Origin of the sequence: Microcoleus sp. B5-D4, from assembly GCF_036705145.1 — a bacterium.
In the GTDB taxonomy this organism is placed as follows: domain Bacteria; phylum Cyanobacteriota; class Cyanobacteriia; order Cyanobacteriales; family Microcoleaceae; genus Microcoleus.
The window spans coordinates 41,116-58,284 of the sequence record NZ_JAUBTV010000047.1 but is presented as its reverse complement, the minus strand read 5'-3'; the positions used below and the strand labels follow the sequence as shown (position 1 = coordinate 58,284).

At 45.2% G+C, this 17,169-nt stretch carries 16 protein-coding genes and 1 pseudogene; 9 read left to right on the top strand and 8 right to left on the bottom strand.

Features of this window, described 5'->3' with window-relative positions; translation table 11 throughout:
- Positions 1 to 74: 74 nt before the first annotated feature.
- From QUB10_RS20915 to QUB10_RS20900, 4 genes and pseudogenes are all read right to left on the bottom strand, one after another.
- Positions 75 to 614 (bottom strand): annotated as a pseudogene (locus tag QUB10_RS20915) (aminotransferase class III-fold pyridoxal phosphate-dependent enzyme); the annotation flags it as partial.
- Between the two features lie 65 nt (positions 615 to 679).
- Positions 680 to 1,318, bottom strand: coding sequence for a TRIC cation channel family protein (locus QUB10_RS20910; protein ID WP_333205203.1), 639 nt, complete (start codon positions 1,316 to 1,318; stop codon positions 680 to 682).
- Complete coding sequence (gene glyA / locus QUB10_RS20905) at positions 1,308 to 2,603, bottom strand: serine hydroxymethyltransferase (protein ID WP_333205201.1); 1,296 nt, start codon at positions 2,601 to 2,603, stop codon at positions 1,308 to 1,310. Before glyA ends, QUB10_RS20910 begins: the two co-directional genes overlap by 11 nt.
- A 36-nt stretch (positions 2,604 to 2,639) precedes the next feature.
- Complete coding sequence (locus QUB10_RS20900; RefSeq protein ID WP_333205199.1) at positions 2,640 to 3,275, bottom strand: MOSC domain-containing protein; 636 nt, start codon at positions 3,273 to 3,275, stop codon at positions 2,640 to 2,642.
- A gap of 438 nt (positions 3,276 to 3,713) precedes the next feature.
- Between QUB10_RS20900 and QUB10_RS20895 the strand changes: the two genes are divergently transcribed.
- Genes QUB10_RS20895 through QUB10_RS20885 form a run of 3 tightly spaced genes read left to right on the top strand, consistent with a single transcriptional unit; the run spans position 3,714 to position 5,389 of the window.
- Positions 3,714 to 4,130 (top strand): hypothetical protein, encoded by a 417-nt coding sequence (locus tag QUB10_RS20895; protein ID WP_333205197.1) that lies wholly within the window; start codon positions 3,714 to 3,716, stop codon positions 4,128 to 4,130.
- A gap of 3 nt (positions 4,131 to 4,133) precedes the next feature.
- Positions 4,134 to 4,661: a diiron oxygenase gene (locus tag QUB10_RS20890; protein WP_333205195.1), complete on the top strand. Its 528-nt coding sequence runs from the start codon at positions 4,134 to 4,136 to the stop codon at positions 4,659 to 4,661.
- A gap of 11 nt (positions 4,662 to 4,672) precedes the next feature.
- The gene (locus QUB10_RS20885; RefSeq protein ID WP_333205193.1) at positions 4,673 to 5,389 is read left to right on the top strand and encodes a glutamine amidotransferase; all 717 of its coding nucleotides are present in this window, start codon (positions 4,673 to 4,675) and stop codon (positions 5,387 to 5,389) included.
- 296 nt (positions 5,390 to 5,685) lie between these two features.
- On the opposite strand, the gene dnaA is transcribed toward QUB10_RS20885, so the two are convergent.
- Together dnaA and QUB10_RS20875 are read right to left on the bottom strand one after the other, a co-directional pair.
- Positions 5,686 to 7,056: a chromosomal replication initiator protein DnaA gene (gene dnaA / locus QUB10_RS20880; RefSeq protein WP_333205191.1), complete on the bottom strand. Its 1,371-nt coding sequence runs from the start codon at positions 7,054 to 7,056 to the stop codon at positions 5,686 to 5,688.
- 151 nt (positions 7,057 to 7,207) lie between these two features.
- A complete protein-coding gene (locus QUB10_RS20875; protein WP_333163080.1) occupies positions 7,208 to 7,387 on the bottom strand; it encodes a hypothetical protein in 180 nt (59 codons plus the stop codon).
- Between the two features lie 58 nt (positions 7,388 to 7,445).
- Here QUB10_RS20875 and QUB10_RS20870 point away from each other — a divergent pair, with 58 nt between their 5' ends.
- The 5 genes from QUB10_RS20870 (at position 7,446) to QUB10_RS20850 (ending at position 12,157) form a co-directional block, all read left to right on the top strand.
- Positions 7,446 to 8,675, top strand: a complete 1,230-nt coding sequence (locus QUB10_RS20870; RefSeq protein ID WP_333205189.1) for a transposase — start codon at positions 7,446 to 7,448, stop codon at positions 8,673 to 8,675.
- Between the two features lie 171 nt (positions 8,676 to 8,846).
- Positions 8,847 to 10,088 carry an HhoA/HhoB/HtrA family serine endopeptidase gene (locus tag QUB10_RS20865; protein ID WP_333205187.1) on the top strand — a complete coding sequence of 414 codons (1,242 nt, stop codon included), beginning with the start codon at positions 8,847 to 8,849 and terminating at the stop codon, positions 10,086 to 10,088.
- Positions 10,089 to 10,219: 131 nt separating this feature from the next.
- On the top strand, positions 10,220 to 10,753 hold the full coding sequence (gene def, locus QUB10_RS20860) for a peptide deformylase (RefSeq protein WP_333205185.1): 534 nt from the start codon (positions 10,220 to 10,222) through the stop codon (positions 10,751 to 10,753).
- Between the two features lie 54 nt (positions 10,754 to 10,807).
- Complete coding sequence (locus QUB10_RS20855; protein ID WP_333205183.1) at positions 10,808 to 11,380, top strand: TerD family protein; 573 nt, start codon at positions 10,808 to 10,810, stop codon at positions 11,378 to 11,380.
- 177 nt (positions 11,381 to 11,557) lie between these two features.
- The gene (locus QUB10_RS20850) at positions 11,558 to 12,157 is read left to right on the top strand and encodes a TerD family protein (protein WP_333205181.1); all 600 of its coding nucleotides are present in this window, start codon (positions 11,558 to 11,560) and stop codon (positions 12,155 to 12,157) included.
- Between the two features lie 834 nt (positions 12,158 to 12,991).
- On the opposite strand, the gene lysS is transcribed toward QUB10_RS20850, so the two are convergent.
- Together lysS and QUB10_RS20840 are read right to left on the bottom strand one after the other, a co-directional pair.
- On the bottom strand, positions 12,992 to 14,545 hold the full coding sequence (gene lysS, locus QUB10_RS20845) for a lysine--tRNA ligase (RefSeq protein WP_333205179.1): 1,554 nt from the start codon (positions 14,543 to 14,545) through the stop codon (positions 12,992 to 12,994).
- Positions 14,546 to 14,854: 309 nt separating this feature from the next.
- Positions 14,855 to 14,992 (bottom strand): hypothetical protein, encoded by a 138-nt coding sequence (locus QUB10_RS20840; RefSeq protein ID WP_333205177.1) that lies wholly within the window; start codon positions 14,990 to 14,992, stop codon positions 14,855 to 14,857.
- Positions 14,993 to 15,026: 34 nt separating this feature from the next.
- Between QUB10_RS20840 and tkt the strand changes: the two genes are divergently transcribed.
- Positions 15,027 to 17,042 carry a transketolase gene (gene tkt, locus QUB10_RS20835; protein ID WP_333205175.1) on the top strand — a complete coding sequence of 672 codons (2,016 nt, stop codon included), beginning with the start codon at positions 15,027 to 15,029 and terminating at the stop codon, positions 17,040 to 17,042.
- Positions 17,043 to 17,169 lie beyond the last annotated feature (127 nt).

Sequence of the window (17,169 nt, the reverse complement as noted above, 5' to 3'; positions counted from 1 at the left end):
TGAGCTGATTTTCTCTGTTTGACCCTCACGAGTGAGTGTCAGTAACATGATACCTCATCTTTCAGAGAAAGGCTATAGTGAAATCCTGGTACTAAAGGGGTAAAATTCTTTTGGTATTTTTGCTGACCAGTTGCCGTTAAAGTAGCTAACGTACGTCCGTGAAAACTGTTGTGGGCTGTAATAATAATAGGGTTTTCAATCTGATGAATAGTCTTAGCATATTTACGTGCTAACTTTATAGCAGTTTCATTGGCTTCTCCTCCAGAATTAGAAAAGAAAACGCGCTCGCAACAAGAATGTTCCACTAACCATTTTGCCAACTTTCCCTGCAATGGAATGTGGTATAAATTCGATACATGATGTAACTTTTGAATCTGTTGTGTTACTGCTTTTATCATTAAAGGGTTGGCGTGTCCTAAGCTGCACGTAGCAATACCTGCTGCAAAATCCAGATATTGGCGCCCTTCAACATCCCAGACCCAACAGCCAGCACCACGTTCTAGAGTAATCGCATAACGGCGGTAGGTCGTCATCAAGTAATTGTCTAAATTGTCCTGTTCCAAAACTTCCTCTTGAGGTAAGGTATTAACTGATGCACGAGATTTGACTTTCATTTCTAATCAATCAACTAAATGTTCAGATGCTAATTAAAGTTAATTACTCAATTATTCGATCAACATCACTTAATTCGCAAAAATCTAAATGGTAAATTCACTCCCATTTTTAAAGAAAAAAGACGTAAAACTATCGTTATCAAAACACTAAATAGAAAATTGATATCTAGTGGAAGTAACGAATGGAGCAAACAAAATATAAATGAACCAGCTAAAGCACTTGTCATGTAAATTTCTTTGCATAATACTGACGGTATCTCTCCCAGCAACATATCCTTTAACATTCCACCCCCTGCTGCGCTAACCATCCCTAAAAGCAAAGTTCCTGCCAAAGTTGTCTCGCTTTGAATTGCTTTTTCTGTTCCAATTGCAGCGAACATTCCCAATCCTAAAGCATCCAAAATGAGCAGAAACTGATAATTAAAAATAAAAAATCTGGGAAATAAGAACGTCATCATGGCTGCTAGAAAAACTATAGGTAAATACCAAAAATTATAGAATGCTGCAACCGGAATATCCAAAATCAGATCTCGAATAATTCCTCCTCCAAGTCCTGTAACACAGCCCAAGATAAATGCACCTAAAATATCAATCCCTTTATGTAATCCAGCAATAACTCCTAACGCTGCAAAGGCAAATGTTCCAACTAAATCAAGGATGAGGAGAGTGTTCATAGATAAGAGTAAAAGTTGCTTAGCAAGCATCAGACAGAAGGAACAATGGCTTCTGATTGAGATGAGGATAAAGTGGGAAAGCTTCACACAGTTGCGCGACGCGCTGACGACACTGTTGGGCGATCACCAGATCGCTGGGATTCAAAAGACATACACTAATAATTTCTCCAATCTCTGCAAATTCGATGCTGCTCATACCACGAGTTGTGAGCGCTGGAGATCCTAATCGGATGCCACTTGTAACCCACGGTAGCTGGATGTCAAAGGGAATGGTGTTTTTGTTCACGGTAATGTTAATGTCACTAAGCAGTCGATCGGCTTGTTTTCCTGTCAGTTTCAGTGGACGCAGGTCAATAAGCAAAAGATGATTGTCAGTGCCACCACTCACTATTCTGATTCCTTGTGCTTGGAGTCGATCGGCTAGAACTTGAGCATTCGCAATCACCTGTCGAATATAGTCCTTAAAGGCGGGCTGGAGAGCTTCAGCGAAGGCGATCGCCTTTGCAGCAATGATATGCTCTAATGGACCTCCCTGAGTACCCGGAAATACCGCTCGATCGAGTTGTTTACCTAACTCTGGATTGCGACTGAGAATCAGACCTCCTCTAGGGCCGCGCAGGGTTTTATGGGTGGTTGTAGTCACAACGTCGCAATAGGCAACTGGACTGGGATGATAGCCAGTGGCAACCAATCCAGCAATATGAGACATATCCGCTAGTAAGTAAGCATTGACTTCATTGGCGATCGATCGAAACTGCTTAAAGTCAATTTGGCGGGGATAAGCCGTATATCCACAAATAATCAGTTGCGGTTTATGCTGATGAGCAAGTTCACGAATCTGTTGATAATCCAGGATTTCTGTTTCAGGATTAACGCCATAATGAACTGTGCGAAACAATTGCCCTGAAAGATTGACGGGTGAACCGTGAGTCAGATGTCCACCGTGAGATAAATCGAGACTGAGAATAGTATCTCCAGGTTTTAACAAAGCTGAGAAAACTGCAAAATTGGCTTGTGAACCGGAATGCGGTTGAACATTTGCATATGCTGCATCAAAGAGTTGTTTAGCCCGATTAATTGCCAATTCCTCAATTCGATCGATAAACTCACATCCTCCGTAGTAGCGTTTACCAGGAAGTCCTTCAGCATATTTATTAGTCAATACAGATCCCTGAGCAGCTAGTACACTAGGGGATGTAAAATTTTCACTAGCAATGAGTTCTAGATGATTCTGTTGTCGTTGAAGTTCACACTCAATCAGCTCAGCAACTACGGGATCGGTTTCAGTCAAAAAATCAAAGTTAGATTTAGGCATGATGGAATGTAAGATTGTTTAATTCTCAAAATTCAACTATTCATTTTCACCAATCAACCGAGGTTTAGAATCGGGATTAATGCCTCGATTAGCTCGATTTGCTAAGGTGTGTTGCCAGTTGGAAGCCAGCAGTGGACATATAGCCAGGGAGGCGGCAAGTTCACGATCTTTGAGCTGTTGATGCATGATTTCATTAGCACGGGCGCTCGTCCATTGTGGATAGAGGCGATCGACTAAAGTGACAACTTGGTTTGGCGCTACATATCCTTCTTGTAAAACCCGAAAATACCAGCCAGTCCGACCGTTTTGTTGCACCTGCAACGCGAGGTCTTTAATGTGCCATCGTCGCGACAATTTCCAGCATGGCTGACGGGGTTGGGAAACTTGAACTAAAGCATCACCAATTTCATAGGTATCACCAATGCAGACTGACGACTCTGTTTGTCCAACTATCGTGAAATTTTCTCCAAATGCTCCATACCCTAATTCTGGAAGCATTAATTGCCGTTGCCATTCACGATAATGTTCAGTCGCGTAAGCAAGTACGGCTTTTTCAGATCCGCCATGATGGCGTAAATCGGCTTGTCCATCACCATCTAAATTTGTTTTCCCTAGCCATACAGAGCGATCGATCGGCTCTTTAAAAAATCCAGTAAACCAAGGACGATCCATTGGATTAAGAGCACTTTCTGTCCCTAGATTTCTAGGCAAACCCACTTGAATTGAAACTAAATAGGGCCTATCTATCAAACTCATAAGAAAAATTTGTGCAATGGATGCCATCATATCTAAGTAATGGACTTATGTAATGAGCCAATCTTGGATATTTTTTGTGTACCAATTTGCCGCAAAGGGCAAAAGTACAGTTCGGACTACTTAATAAATCTCGAACTTTTAACGAAACTTTTAGGACTAATACCAAGCATCTGAGGAAATATTCCAGAATTGGTACACTCAAAATATATCAAATTGGATCATTACCTAAGTCCAATGAGCAGGTATCATCTATAGTAGTAAACGTTTGTAACAAATGAAACCGATCTGGTTGAAAATTGTAAATATTTATTGCCTGCAACGTTGTTTCCCTTAATGTCAAGGAGCTTTCTCATCATGACAGTGAACAAGCTAGCTGCACCTATCTTTCAGAAAAACTACCAAAGCCCTTTTGGCCGATGGAATGAATCAAGTTGGATACGGAGTAAACCCCTTCGTGAAGGCAACATTGAAGGCTTACCTTTTTCTCCAGATCTCGTCCCGTTAGCTGCTCATCCTGCCATTGCGTCAGATTCAACTCATTGGGTAACGGTTCTAGCTTATCGACTCCTTGCCCATTTGCAATTCACAACCTTGTTGGAATTGAGCCATGTTAATCCTGTTTGCAGCAGTCTGGCTCAAGGACGTGCACCCATTTTTTTAAACACGCTTCAGCGCAATGACGCTCTACGAATTTATTGCGATGAAGGAGGACATGCTTTCTTTGTTGAATTATTTTCAACTCAGGTGGAGGAGGCATTTGGACTCAACTGATCGGTGATTGGTCGTCCAAACTTCGATCGCATCATCGAGAAAATGATTGCTGAACATCAAACTCGGCTGTCGCCCCATCTCATTCAACTGTTTTTTGTCACGATCTCAGAAACTCTGGTGACAAAGGTTCTTAACAATGTTCCCCACGATCCTCAAGTCTCTCCTATTGTCCGTGCGGTTATCGGCGATCATGCGGCTGACGAAGCGTTGCACAGCGTTTATTTTCGTGACTTGTTCCCCATCCTTTGGCAAAGCCTTGCATCCTATGAGCAAGAGGAAATGGGACAATTACTGCCACAACTGGTCTGGGCATTTCTGGGTCCCGATCGCCAACTCGAATACAGTATTCTGAGGCGCTTAGGCTTTAATGCAAAGGATTCGGAAGGAATTTTAGAAGAGGTTTACGTACCCAACCAAATTGCTCAATTTGTTCGACAAGCTGCCAATCCAACTTTGAAAATGTTTGCAGCCGCTGGAGTGTTCGAGGATCATGCAATTGAGCGAGTTTTCACAGATTACGAATTGATGTGAGGGTGACTACTATGAAACACGCCACTGTCATTAGACATATTGCCTTTGAGGATCTGGGAAGTTTAGCTGAAGCATTGAATCAGCAAAACTACACAGTCAGATATGTAGAAGCTGGATCGGATGATTTGACTAGCATCGATCGCAACACAAGTCTGCTGGTGATTCTTGGGGGCCCAATTGGAGCCTATGATGAGCAGGATTATCCGTTTCTAATTGATGAGTTACGTCTATTGGAACATCGTCTCGGTAACGATTTGCCTACCCTAGGAATTTGCTTGGGAGCACAGTTGATGGCTCGTGCTTTGGGAGCGAAAGTTTATCCTGGATCGCAAAAAGAGATTGGATGGTATCCTCTAAAGATGAGTCCAGAAGGTCAGCAAACACCACTTGCTCACTTAGCAGGAGATAAAACAGCCGTTCTCCACTGGCATGGAGATACCTTCGATCTGCCTACTGATAGCACTCATTTAGCGGCTAGCGCGATCTATCAAAACCAAGCTTTTTCATGGAAAAAAGGAGGATTGGCGTTGCAGTTTCATCCAGAAGTCACAGCTCAAGGATTAGAACGGTGGTTCATTGGTCATGCGTGTGAAATTGGAGCAACGCCTGATATCACAGTCGCTAAACTTCGAGAGGATACCATTCGTTATGCTGGACATTTATCAGCTCAATCAGCGAAGTTATGGGAAGATTGGTTAGCGTCTTTACCGCAGGCTGTAAAATTGTAATAATAGAACAGCAAACGGCTGTTATTGTCCAGTAGTCTGTAGGGTGCGTCGCTGCGAAATATTGGATATAACTTGCTGAAGTACGGGGGGCGACGCACCTTACACGGGAGCTTAGATTGTGTGTACCACATATATGGTGCATCTCTACTTTGCAAGGGCGAAGCATTTCGGCAGACAGTTTATTAGTGAGAACCAGAAGAGATTGACTACCGAAATGCTTCGCCCCTACGAATATATTGGCAATCATTGAGATGCACCCGTCCGAACCCCTGTCATGGCTTCCTTCTTTCTTCTTCTCAACTTTTGCGGCTGACAACGTTAATTCGATCGCTCAACTGACGCAAAGTTTGAGCCAAATTCGGGTCAGTGTTCCGCAACTGAGCAATTTTGTCGCAACTGTAAAGCACAGTCGTGTGGTCTTTGCCACCGAACACTTCGCCAACTTTCGGCAAACTCAAACCAGTATGCTGCCGAATTAAATACATCCCTATTTGACGGGCAAGACTAATTTCTCGCCTGCGGGAAATTCCTTTCAAATCTTCCACAGAAACATCAAACTCCTCAGCCACAACTGCAATTACTGCATCTGGCGTTGCCTCTACGCTTTCAGTTTGCGGATTCAAAACCGGGGCGATATTTTCCACGGTCATCGGCAAACCAGTAATTGAAAGATATGCTACTGCCCGAATCAAAGCTCCTTCTAATTCCCGAACGTTGGAAGTGTAACTAGAAGCAATGTATTCAATCACATCTCGCGGTAGCCTCATATTTTCATACTCAGCTTTTTTCTGCAAAATTGCCATCCGAGTTTCCAAGTCTGGCAATTGAATGTCGGCAATTAATCCCATCGAAAATCTGGAACACAAACGCTCTTGCAGGCGGGGGATTTGCTGTGGCGGACGATCGGAAGCTAAAACTACTTGGTTCCCGGCTTCGTGCAAAGTATTAAAAGTGTGAAAAAATTCTTCTTGAGTGTATTCTTTGCCTTCAATAAATTGGATGTCATCTATTAATAAAACATCTGCGGCCCGATAATGGTCGCGGAAAGTTTGCATACTGTCTTTGCGAATGGCGGCGATTAAATCGTTAGTGAATTTCTCAGTAGAAACGTAAAAAATCTTGGCGTTGGGGTCAATTTCCAAGCGATAATGACCGATCGCCTGCATCAAATGAGTTTTGCCCAAACCAACGCCGCCGCACAAAAATAGGGGATTGAATTCTCGGCCCGGAGACTCGGCTACCGCGAGGGAAGCCGCGTGAGCCATGCGGTTGTTGGAACCGACGACAAAGCGGGAAAATAGGTATTTGGGGTTTAAATTGGCAGGTTTGGGGGGGTGAAGCGAGTGGCTTTCCGGGACATCGGCGATGGGGGAGGGCCAAATTATGGCCGAGTCGCTGCTGTCGCCTGTTTCGTTTCCCCCGGCAATTGTCAAGTAAATGTCTACGGGATAGCCGAGAATTTCTGCGACTGCATCGGCAAGGATTTCTCTGTAATATTTTTGCAACCAATTGCGAGCAAAGGGGTTGGGGGCGCTGACAATCAAACAGTTATTTTCGAGTTGTTCGGCCCTGGCAGTTTTGATCCACGTCTCAAAGCTAGGTCTGCTCAGTTGTACCTGGAGACGTTCAAGTATCTGATTCCACAGACTTTCGAGGGGAATGTCCACTGCTTACCTCTGCCGATCGGCATTCAAGATATTTAATTCTACAGTCTAGAGAGTTTAGCTATGAAACCGCCGGAATCCCACGCGCGATACCTGTAATCAGATTGGTGTTGGGTTCGCTCCGGCGGGTCAACCTAGGTACGGAGTTGACCAATTAATTCTCGTAATCACTAATTAATTTATCAACAAACTCTCTCAAACGTTCTTGCCACTCAGGAACAGCCTTAAGTTTTTCTTTTTGTCCTTCATAGCCTTTGAATCCGATTGTTTCCTTGTCTAAAGGACGGTTCAACCGTTTCCTTGCCCCTAGTTTGTGATTTTTTTGAAAAGGCATTGACCGCCCCCAGTATACAGGTTAACTTATATATAGCACTTAGTGTACAGTCAGATAGATGAGAACGGCATATCAGTATAAACTACGCCCTACAAAGTTACAAGCCATTGAGATCGACAGATGGTTGTCGATGCTATGCGCTCAGTATAACTATTTGTTGGCCGATCGATTTAACTGGTATGAGCAAAACCGTTCTCCTGTTAATGCTTGTCCTCTGATGTGTTACCTGCCTGAACTGAGAGATAATCCCGATTACTATTCACAGAAGAAAAAGTTACCTCAGCTCAAAAAATCTCATCCCTGGTATGCCAAGATTTATTCTCAAGTTCTCCAAGATGTAGTGAAAAGAGTCAAGGTAACTTTTGATAGTTTTCTGAAAGGTGATAGCAATGGAAAACGTAGCGGTAGACCTCGATTTAAATCACGCAGTCGTTACCGCACGTTTACTTATCCTCAGATCAAAGGCGAGTGCTTGCAAGACAACCTTATTAACTTACCGATGTTCGGGAAGGTTAAGGTTATTTTGCATCGCTCCATACCTGAGGGCTTTAAGCTCAAAACTGTTTCGATCACCAAAAAATCTGATGGATACTACGTAACTCTCAGCTTGGAAGATATAACAGTTCCTACAATCCAACTCGATTTTGATCCAAACAAAATTACTGGCATTGATGTTGGTTTGAAGGAATTTATGACGACATCAGAGGGTGAAACGGTTACTATTCCTCAACCTTATCGCAAAGCCCAAAAACGCCTACGGGTTATTCAAAAGCGAGTTGCACGACGTAAAAAGGGAAGTAACCGTAGACAGAAAGCAATTAAACAACTGGGGTGTCAACACAAGAAAGTTGCAGATAAACGTAAAGATTTTCATTTCAAAACTGCTAAGAATTTATTGAATAAATATGATGTTATTGCAGTTGAAGACTTGAATGTTAAAGGACTTGCTCGTACAAAATTAGCTAAATCAGTGCTGGATGCTGGGTGGTCAAGCTTTCTGTCGATACTAACAAATAAAGCCGTAAATGCTGGTTTGTTGGTAGTCCCAGTAAGTGCCCATAACACTTCACAAGATTGCTCTAATTGCGGCGAGAAAGTACCTAAAAAGGTGCATAAAAGATGGCACGATTGCCCTCATTGCGGGTGTAGTCTAGATCGCGATCAAAATGCAGCTATCAATATAAAAAACAGAGCGGTAGGGCATTCCGTTCTTAAAGCTCAGTTAACGTCCGAAGCAATAGCTGGAGTCGCTGAGAAGCCCACATCAATGGTGACAGCTTGTGATTGATGTGGGAGTATGTCACTCCTCAGATGCTAAAGTTTAAGGGAGTCTGCCGTAGCACGGGCGAGGGCGGGACGCCATCGCCCAAAAATTTGGCGGCTCTGCAGTCCTGCGCCAGGTATCGGGGAGCAGATCAGCAAATATTTAGATTTGGCAGGAAAGCCTTAAAACATGGCCATGAAGAGTTCTACTGGCAAATTTTGGAAGCAACCGGCAATTTACATATTGCTGCTGGTAACGGGAGCCGGGGCCGCCATGTTGGGCGATCGCCTGACGGTTTCTCAATTTCGTGCAAATTCTGGCGATTCGCGACAAAGGGCGCTGGAACCGAAATTGCAACTGCCTCCTAATACAAAGGATCAAGCTAGCAAAGTCTTGCCGCCGGCTTCCTTGTCGGGCGACGGGACTAATGTGAATTTTATTGTGGCTGCCGTGGCAAAAGTTGGCCCGGCAGTGGTTCGGATCGATGCTTCGCGCCGGGTGAAACCGGGAAATAGAGGGCTGTCGCCGGAAGATTTTTTTGGCAGAGAACCGAATTCGGGCGGCCGGGGCGGACTCGAACGGGGCACTGGTTCGGGTTTTGTCATCGGTGCCGACGGCGTGATTCTCACTAACGCTCACGTTGTAGAGGGAGCCGATACGGTAAATGTAACTCTCAAGGACGGCCGCAGCTTTCAGGGGCGGGTGTTGGGGGCGGATAAGGTGACGGATGTGGCTGTGGTGAAGATTGAGGCGAATAATGTCCCTGTGGTGGCGATCGGCAATTCGGATAAGCTGTTGTCTGGGGAATGGGCGATCGCGATCGGTAATCCTTTGGGTTTGGACAATTCGGTAACTGCGGGGATTATTAGCGCTACGGGGCGATCGAGCACTGATGTGGGCGTACCTGACAAGCGGATCGGTTTTATTCAAACAGACGCTGCAATTAATCCGGGGAATTCCGGCGGCCCGCTGCTGAATGCTTCGGGCCAAGTTATTGGCATGAATACGGCGATTATTCAAGGTGCTCAAGGATTGGGGTTTGCTATTCCCATTCAGGCGGCGCAACAGGTGGCGAAGGAACTGATTACGACGGGGAAAGTCGAACACGCTTATTTAGGCATTGAAATGGCGACGCTGACTCCGGAGGTTAAGCAGCAAATTAACAGCAATGCTACCAGCAGCCTGCGAGTTGCAGTCGATCGGGGTGTGGCTATTGTTAGCGTTGTTCCTAATTCTCCCGCAGCAGCAGCAGGTTTGCGGGCTGGAGATGTGATTCAAAAAATTAATAATCAGCCGATTATTCAGTCGGAAGCTGTTCAGGAGTTCGTGCAAAATGCTAAGGTGGGCGGGCTGTTGCAAATGGAAATTAACCGCAACGGGCAAATAGTTAATTTGACTGTTAAACCGGGGAGTTTGCCGGTTCAAAAAGTTGGATAAGAAGGAAAGCACGACACGGATTTGGACACGGATACACGGATTAATTATTGAGTGAGTAAGTTATATTTTGTTCCTCCACCCAACCGACAAAACTGTAACAACAAATAACCAATAACGACTAACCAATAACTATGGCAGAAATATTACAAATCTCACAATTAGGAAATCCTGTGTTGCGCCGCCGATCGCAAGTTGTCGAGAATATTAAGGACGATCGCATTCAACAGTTGATTGACAGCTTAATATTTACAGTACAGCAGGCAAACGGAGTGGGGATTGCCGCCCCTCAAGCGGCTCAGTCCGATCGCCTGTTCATCGTCGCATCCCGCCCCAACCTGCGCTATCCCCAAGCACCCCACATGGAACCCACAGCGATGATTAATCCCCGGATTGTGGCTGCATCAACAGAGACAGTCAAAGACTGGGAAGGCTGTTTGAGCATTCCGGGGATTCGGGGATTGGTGCCGAGAAGTAGGGCGATCGAGATAGAATACACCAGTAGAGACGGCAAACTCCACCGACAAGAATTGACAGACTTTGTGGCTCGAATTTTTCAACACGAACACGACCATTTAGATGGAATCGTGTTTTTAGACAGAGTGGAAAGCACCCAAGAACTAATCACAGAGGACGAGTACCAAAAGCAAATTGTCAACTTACTATAACACTTGATATAATTGCTAGTAGTAACGCCAGTGATGTTGTGAATAGGAGGGCGAATGTCTATCAATTTGGAAAAAGGCGGGAGAATCAATCTCTCTAAAGAAGCACCTGGGCTAAAAAATGCCGGGATTGGTCTGGGATGGGATACCAATGCTACAGACACAGGCGCAGCATTTGACTTAGATGCTTCCGTGTTTATGTTGGGGGCTAATGCAAAAATTCCCAGCGAAAAATACTTTGTTTTTTACAACAGCAAAGAGTCGCCGGACGGTTCTGTAATACATCTGGGAGATAGCAGAACCGGAGAAGGATTTGGTGATGATGAAACCGTTACAGTCGATTTAACCAAAGTCGATCCGGCGGTGCAAGAAATTGTGTTTGTGGTAACAATCGACCAAGCAGAATCGAGAAGGCAAAACTTCGGTCAAGTGCGGAATGCTTTTATCAGGATTTACGATACCACTACTAACACAGAAGTCATGAAGTACGATTTGGATGAGGATTTTTCTCGGGAAACTGCCATCGAATTTGGCCGACTTTACAAGAAAGATGGCGAGTGGAGGTTCCAAGCAGTGGGACAAGGCTACAATTCCGGCTTGCAGAGCTTTGTAGATAAGTATGCCGGATAAAAGGTCGATCGCTCCTAGCTAAATAAATCGAGGGGAAATTCGGAAGCAGGAATGTTTCCCTCGATTTTAAGCCAGACTCATGAGGTAATAAACCACATGGGAATTCAATTAAAGAAGGGCGAAAGATTTAATCTTTCTAAAACATCTCCACTATAAACCATACAAAATCACAAAACTATGGCTATCAACTTAACAAAAGGACAATCAATCGTTCTCAGCAAAAGCGAATACGACTTGTCCAAACTCACAATGGGTTTGGGCTGGGATGTTGCACAAGCTAAAAAAGGTCTTTTCGGGCGAAGCAGCGGTGCAAATTTTGACTTAGATTCCTACGCTATGCTGCTGGGAGAAAATGGCAAAATAAAGAACTACAAAGAAGATGTAATTTATTACTCTCATTTGGAGTCAAAGGACAAAACAGTTGTTCACTCAGGCGACAATCTCACGGGGGCTGGAGAGGGAGACGACGAACAAATAGTGGTGAAACTGAGTTCTTTGCCAGCAGAATATCACAAAATTATTTTGGGCGTAAATATTTACGATGGCAAAGAGAGAAAACAGCATTTCGGCCTGGTAGAAAATGCTTTCGTGAGAGCTGTAGATGCCGCCGGCAAAGAAATAGCTCGCTATCGCTTGTCAAATGACCCATCTTATGAAGGAAAATTAAATATGTTGATGGGAGAAGTTTATCGAGAAGGCGGCGAGTGGAAGTTTAAGGCTTTGGGAAATCCTTTGGCTGAAGATATGAACGGTGTTGTCGGTTCGTTTATGCGGTGATATCAAATCTGTTAAATTCAGGCTTGTAGGGGCGGGTTCACCAACAATATTAGCCAATAATTGACGATATAAATAAACCCGCCCCCCTCCAAAGGTAAATCGGAATGCACATTTTCTGCATAATTGTAGGGGCGGGTTCACCAACAATATTAGCCAATAATTGACGATATAAATAAACCCGCCCCCCTCCAAAGGTAAATCGGAATGCACATTTTCTGCATAATTGTAGGGGCGGGTTCACCAACAATATTAGCCAATAATTGACGATATAAATAAACCCGCCCCCCTCCAAAGGTAAATCGGAATGCACATTTTCTGCATAATTGTAGGGGCGGGTTCACCAACAATATTAGCCAATAATTGACGATATAAATAAACCCGCCCCCGCCCAACGGTAAATCGGAATGCACATTTTCTGCATAATTGTAGGGGCGGGTTCACCAACAATATTAGCCAATAATTGACAATTTAAATAAACCCGCCCCCCTCCAAAGGTAAATCGGAATGCACATTTTCTGCATAATTGTAGGGGCGGGTTCACCAACAATATTAGCCAATAATTGACGATATAAATAAACCCGCCCCCGCCCAACGGTAAATCGGAATGCACATTTTCTGCATAATTGTAGGGGCGGGTTCACCAACAATATTGCCAATAATTGACGATATAAATAAACCCGCCCCCGCCCAAGGGTAAATCGCAATGCACATTTTTCGTATTCGATCGAAGTCAAGGTTGATGTAGGTTATTTGTCGGGTGGGGGCGGGTTTATAGAGACTGTTTGTTTGAGTTAGATATTGTTTGTAAAACCCGCCCCTACAAAAAATTCCGAATCAATCTTTAACAGGCCGCATTGTCGGGAACATGACGGCATCTCGGATGCTTTGAGTATTAGTTAAAAGCATCACCAATCTGTCTACGCCGATACCCATTCCCGCACAGTTAGGCATTCCCAAAGATAGCGCTTGAATAAAGTCTTCATCCATTGGATGCGCTTCGTCATCGCCGGCATTTTTCTGCGCTAACTGTTCCTCAAACCGCTTTCTTTGCTCTTTCGGATCGTTTAATTCTGAGAATCCGTTCGAGTATTCTGTACCGTTGATAAATAGCTCGAAACGTTCTACAAATCCCGGCTTGTTGCGATGTCCTTTTGCTAAAGGACTGACTTCGACAGGATAGTCGATGATGAATGTAGGTTGAATTAGTTTGGGAACAACTAATTTGTCAAAAACTGCATACAGCACGTAGCCTAAACTCTGTTGTTCTAACTTAGACAGGTGCAATTCTAGTTTGGTTGCAGAGGATCTCGCACTTTCCAAATCCAAACTGTCAAAATCCAGCTCAAACTCGTCTCTGACAGCTTCTACCATCGTTTTCACTTGCCAGTGTTTGCCGCTGAAACCGGGATATTTTTCGCTGTAGTCGAACTTGCGTTCTAAACTAATCGTTTCCCCCTGATTTTCAATTTCTTTGACATCCCCAAATACCGCTGCCGCTGCGAAACATATCACGTCTTCGACAACTCCTAAAATGTCGAAAACATCAGCATAAGCTTGGTAAACTTCTAAAGAGGTAAACTCTGGATTGTGGGTGCTGTCAATCCCCTCATTTCTAAATGCTTTCCCTAGTTCAAATACTCGCTCGAAACCGCCGCAAATTGCCCGTTTTAAAAATAATTCGGGAGCCACTCGCAAATACAAATCCACCTCCAAAGCATTGTGGTGGGTGATGAATGGCTTAGCAGCAGCACCGCCGTAAATAGCTTGCAGTGTTGGCGTTTCTATTTCGTAAAAATTTGCTTGCCAGAGATAGGAACGGATGCTTTGAACGATGCGGCTGCGAAGCATAAAACGGTTGAGCGCATCTTGGTTGCTTGCCAAATCCATTTCGCGGTGACGGCGGCAAACTTCGGGGTCGTTAATTCCGTAATAAGAATCGGGAAATTGAATGGTAGCTTTTGATAAAAGCTTTAATTCCCTCACTAAAATAGAAAGTTCTCCCCTGGGGGTGCGGCAGCCGATACCTTCGACGCCGACAAAATCGCCGACATCGAGCAATTTTTTAATTTGTTCAAAGCTCAAACCGACTTCGCCGGTGACGATTGCTTTCTCGATTTTGAGTTGAATTTTGTCTGTGGCGTCTTTTAAATCGATGAAACCAATTTTGCCGCTGTCTCGCTTGGAAGTGATGCGGCCTCCTAATCGCAGGGAAATTTCTTCGGGGTCACTTTGTCCGTTTTCGAGTTCTTTTCCCGGCTGACTAAATATTTCGCGAACTTGCTTGGCTGTGTGCGATCGCGCGTAGGATTCACTGGGATACGGTTCTATGCCTTGCGATCGCAGTTCCTCTACTTTTTGACTGCGGACTTCGGCTTCACTGAGAGTCATTAGTTATTGCCTGATTAAAATTACAAATATCTGACATCTTGCACTATTCTGGCGATCGTGCGATCGAGCGTTGCTCAAATCAACGCCCCACACGAAAATTCCTCTTTGTGGAACAGGCATCTTGCCTGTTCGCGATCGAGCTGCAAAATGTCAGAAACACCAAACTCTATCATAACAGGGTGGTTTTGAGAGCCAATTTGCCAAATAAATAAGTTACACCCTCTCGTACCCCGATCGCACAGATCCGCACTCGCCCCAGAAATATTTCCGATAAAAATTTACGATCGACTGCACAAAGCGACCGAAACATTAAAAAATTAAGTTGTCTGTCGATCGCAACAGGTGAGATGATATGTAGTGCAGCCTCACGGCAGTTCCATCGAAACTGAACAGCAGAAACGCGAGCGATCGAACTCGACTCATCGCTCCTCTGTCAGAATCGACCACACACACTCTCTCTTAACATATAAAAACCATAATTATGGCTGTTGCAACCCAATCACTCGAAGAACTCTGCATCAACTCTATCCGCTTTCTGGCCATCGATGCGGTAGAAAAAGCAAAATCAGGACACCCGGGACTGCCGATGGGCGCTGCCCCTATGGCCTTCGTGCTGTGGGATCGGTTCATGCGGTTCAACCCCAAAAACCCCAAGTGGTTTAATCGCGATCGCTTCGTCCTCTCCGCCGGCCACGGCTGTATGCTACAGTACGCCCTCATGTACTTGGCAGGCTACGATAGCGTCACCCTCGACGACATCAAGCAATTTCGTCAGTGGGAATCCAAAACCCCCGGACACCCCGAAAACTTCGTCACCGAAGGCGTAGAAGTTACCACCGGCCCCCTGGGACAAGGAATTGCTAATGCCGTCGGTTTGGCAATGGCAGAAGCTCACCTCGCTGCTAAGTTTAACAAGCCCGACCACACCATTGTTGACCACTACACCTATGTCATCATGGGTGACGGCTGCCACATGGAAGGCGTTTCTGGCGAAGCTTGTTCTTTGGCCGGACACCTCGGACTCGGCAAATTAATTGCCTTGTACGATGACAATCACATTTCTATTGAAGGCGACACAAGCTTGGCCTTTACTGAAGATGTCGGCAAGCGTTTTGAAGCTTACAACTGGCACGTTATTACAGTAGACAATACCGCTCTAGACCAAGATACTAACCTAGAAGCAGTTCACAAAGCTATTGAAGAAGCCAAAAAAGTCACGGACAAACCGTCCATGATTAAAGTCCGTACCATCATTGGTTACGGTTCTCCAAACAAGCGCAATTCCTACAGCGCTCACGGTGCTGCTTTGGGTAGCGATGAAGTGCAAGCAACTCGCGATTTCTTGAAGTGGGAACACGCACCGTTTGAGATTCCTGATGATGCTTTGTCGCACTTCCGCAAAGCAGTCGAACGTGGCGCTCAATCTGAGCAAGAATGGCAGAAAGCTTTTGATGCTTATAAAGCAGCATATCCTGCAGAAGCAGCAGAATACGAGCGCACGGTGGCCGGCAAACTTCCCGAAGGTTGGGATAAAGTTTTGCCGACATACAAGGCAGAAGATAAGGCCGATTCGACTCGGAATCATTCTGGAAAATGTTTGAATGCTTTGGCAAGTGTGTTACCAGAACTGATCGGCGGTTCCGCTGACTTGGCATCTTCTAACATGACTTTGCTCAAGGGTGAAAAAGACTTCCAAAAAGGTCAGTACGAAGGACGTAACCTGCGGTTTGGTGTGCGGGAACACGGCATGGGTGCGATCGCCAACGGTATGCTTCTGCACGGCGGTTTAATTCCTTACTGCGCCACTTTCTTGGTATTTGCTGACTATATGCGGGGAGCAATTCGCCTCTCTGCACTCTCGGAAGCTGGCGTTATTTACGTAATGACTCACGACTCCGTAGCCTTGGGCGAAGACGGCCCGACTCACCAACCCGTGGAAACCATCGCTTCTCTGCGCGTAATTCCCGATTTGTTGGTAATGCGCCCTGCGGATGGTAATGAAACATCCGGCGCTTACAAAGTGGCAGTTGAAAGCCGCACTCGCCCAACTTTAATGGCTTTGTCGCGCCAAAACTTGCCTAACTTGGCTGGAAGTTCGATCGAAGGAACAGCCAAAGGCGCTTACATTTTGTCCGACGACGGCGGCACTCCCGACATCATTTTAATCGGCACCGGTGGCGAAACCTACCTCTGCGTTGATGCCGCTGAAAAATTGCGCGCTGCAGGCAATAAAGTGCGCGTAGTTTCGATGCCTTGCTGGGAATTGTTTGACTTACAAGATGCCGCTTACCGCGAATCTGTACTGCCGAAAGCTGTTACTAAACGGTTGGCAGTTGAAGCAGGTTGTAGCTTCGGCTGGGGACGTTATTTGGGTTCTGAAGGCGATAGCCTCAGTATTGACAGATTCGGCGCTTCTGCACCGGGCCCCGTTGCTTTAGAAAAGTTTGGCTACACAGTTGATAATGTGGTAGCTAAGGCTCAGGCGCTGTTGGGCTAATAGCAGCAGCATAATTTTGGGTGGGGCGGGCTTCGAGCTCGCCCCATTTTTTATAGCAGAAGGAAGTTCGGCAACGGATTCTCTTTCTTCCGATGTAACAGATGTAACGGATGGATGGAAGAAGGCT

Bases quoted from the DNA above. Each gene is read 5' to 3' on its own strand.
- QUB10_RS20910 (WP_333205203.1), bottom strand. From the start codon at position 1,318: ATGCTTGCTAAGCAACTTTTACTCTTATCTATGAACACTCTCCTCATC.
- glyA (WP_333205201.1), bottom strand. From the start codon at position 2,603: ATGCCTAAATCTAACTTTGATTTTTTGACTGAAACCGATCCCGTAGTT.
- QUB10_RS20900 (WP_333205199.1), bottom strand. From the start codon at position 3,275: ATGGATCGTCCTTGGTTTACTGGATTTTTTAAAGAGCCGATCGATCGC.
- QUB10_RS20895 (WP_333205197.1), top strand. From the start codon at position 3,714: ATGACAGTGAACAAGCTAGCTGCACCTATCTTTCAGAAAAACTACCAA.
- QUB10_RS20885 (WP_333205193.1), top strand. From the start codon at position 4,673: ATGAAACACGCCACTGTCATTAGACATATTGCCTTTGAGGATCTGGGA.
- QUB10_RS20875 (WP_333163080.1), bottom strand. From the start codon at position 7,387: ATGCCTTTTCAAAAAAATCACAAACTAGGGGCAAGGAAACGGTTGAAC.
- QUB10_RS20870 (WP_333205189.1), top strand. From the start codon at position 7,446: ATGAGAACGGCATATCAGTATAAACTACGCCCTACAAAGTTACAAGCC.
- QUB10_RS20865 (WP_333205187.1), top strand. From the start codon at position 8,847: ATGAAGAGTTCTACTGGCAAATTTTGGAAGCAACCGGCAATTTACATA.
- def (WP_333205185.1), top strand. From the start codon at position 10,220: ATGGCAGAAATATTACAAATCTCACAATTAGGAAATCCTGTGTTGCGC.
- QUB10_RS20855 (WP_333205183.1), top strand. From the start codon at position 10,808: ATGTCTATCAATTTGGAAAAAGGCGGGAGAATCAATCTCTCTAAAGAA.
- QUB10_RS20850 (WP_333205181.1), top strand. From the start codon at position 11,558: ATGGCTATCAACTTAACAAAAGGACAATCAATCGTTCTCAGCAAAAGC.
- lysS (WP_333205179.1), bottom strand. From the start codon at position 14,545: ATGACTCTCAGTGAAGCCGAAGTCCGCAGTCAAAAAGTAGAGGAACTG.
- tkt (WP_333205175.1), top strand. From the start codon at position 15,027: ATGGCTGTTGCAACCCAATCACTCGAAGAACTCTGCATCAACTCTATC.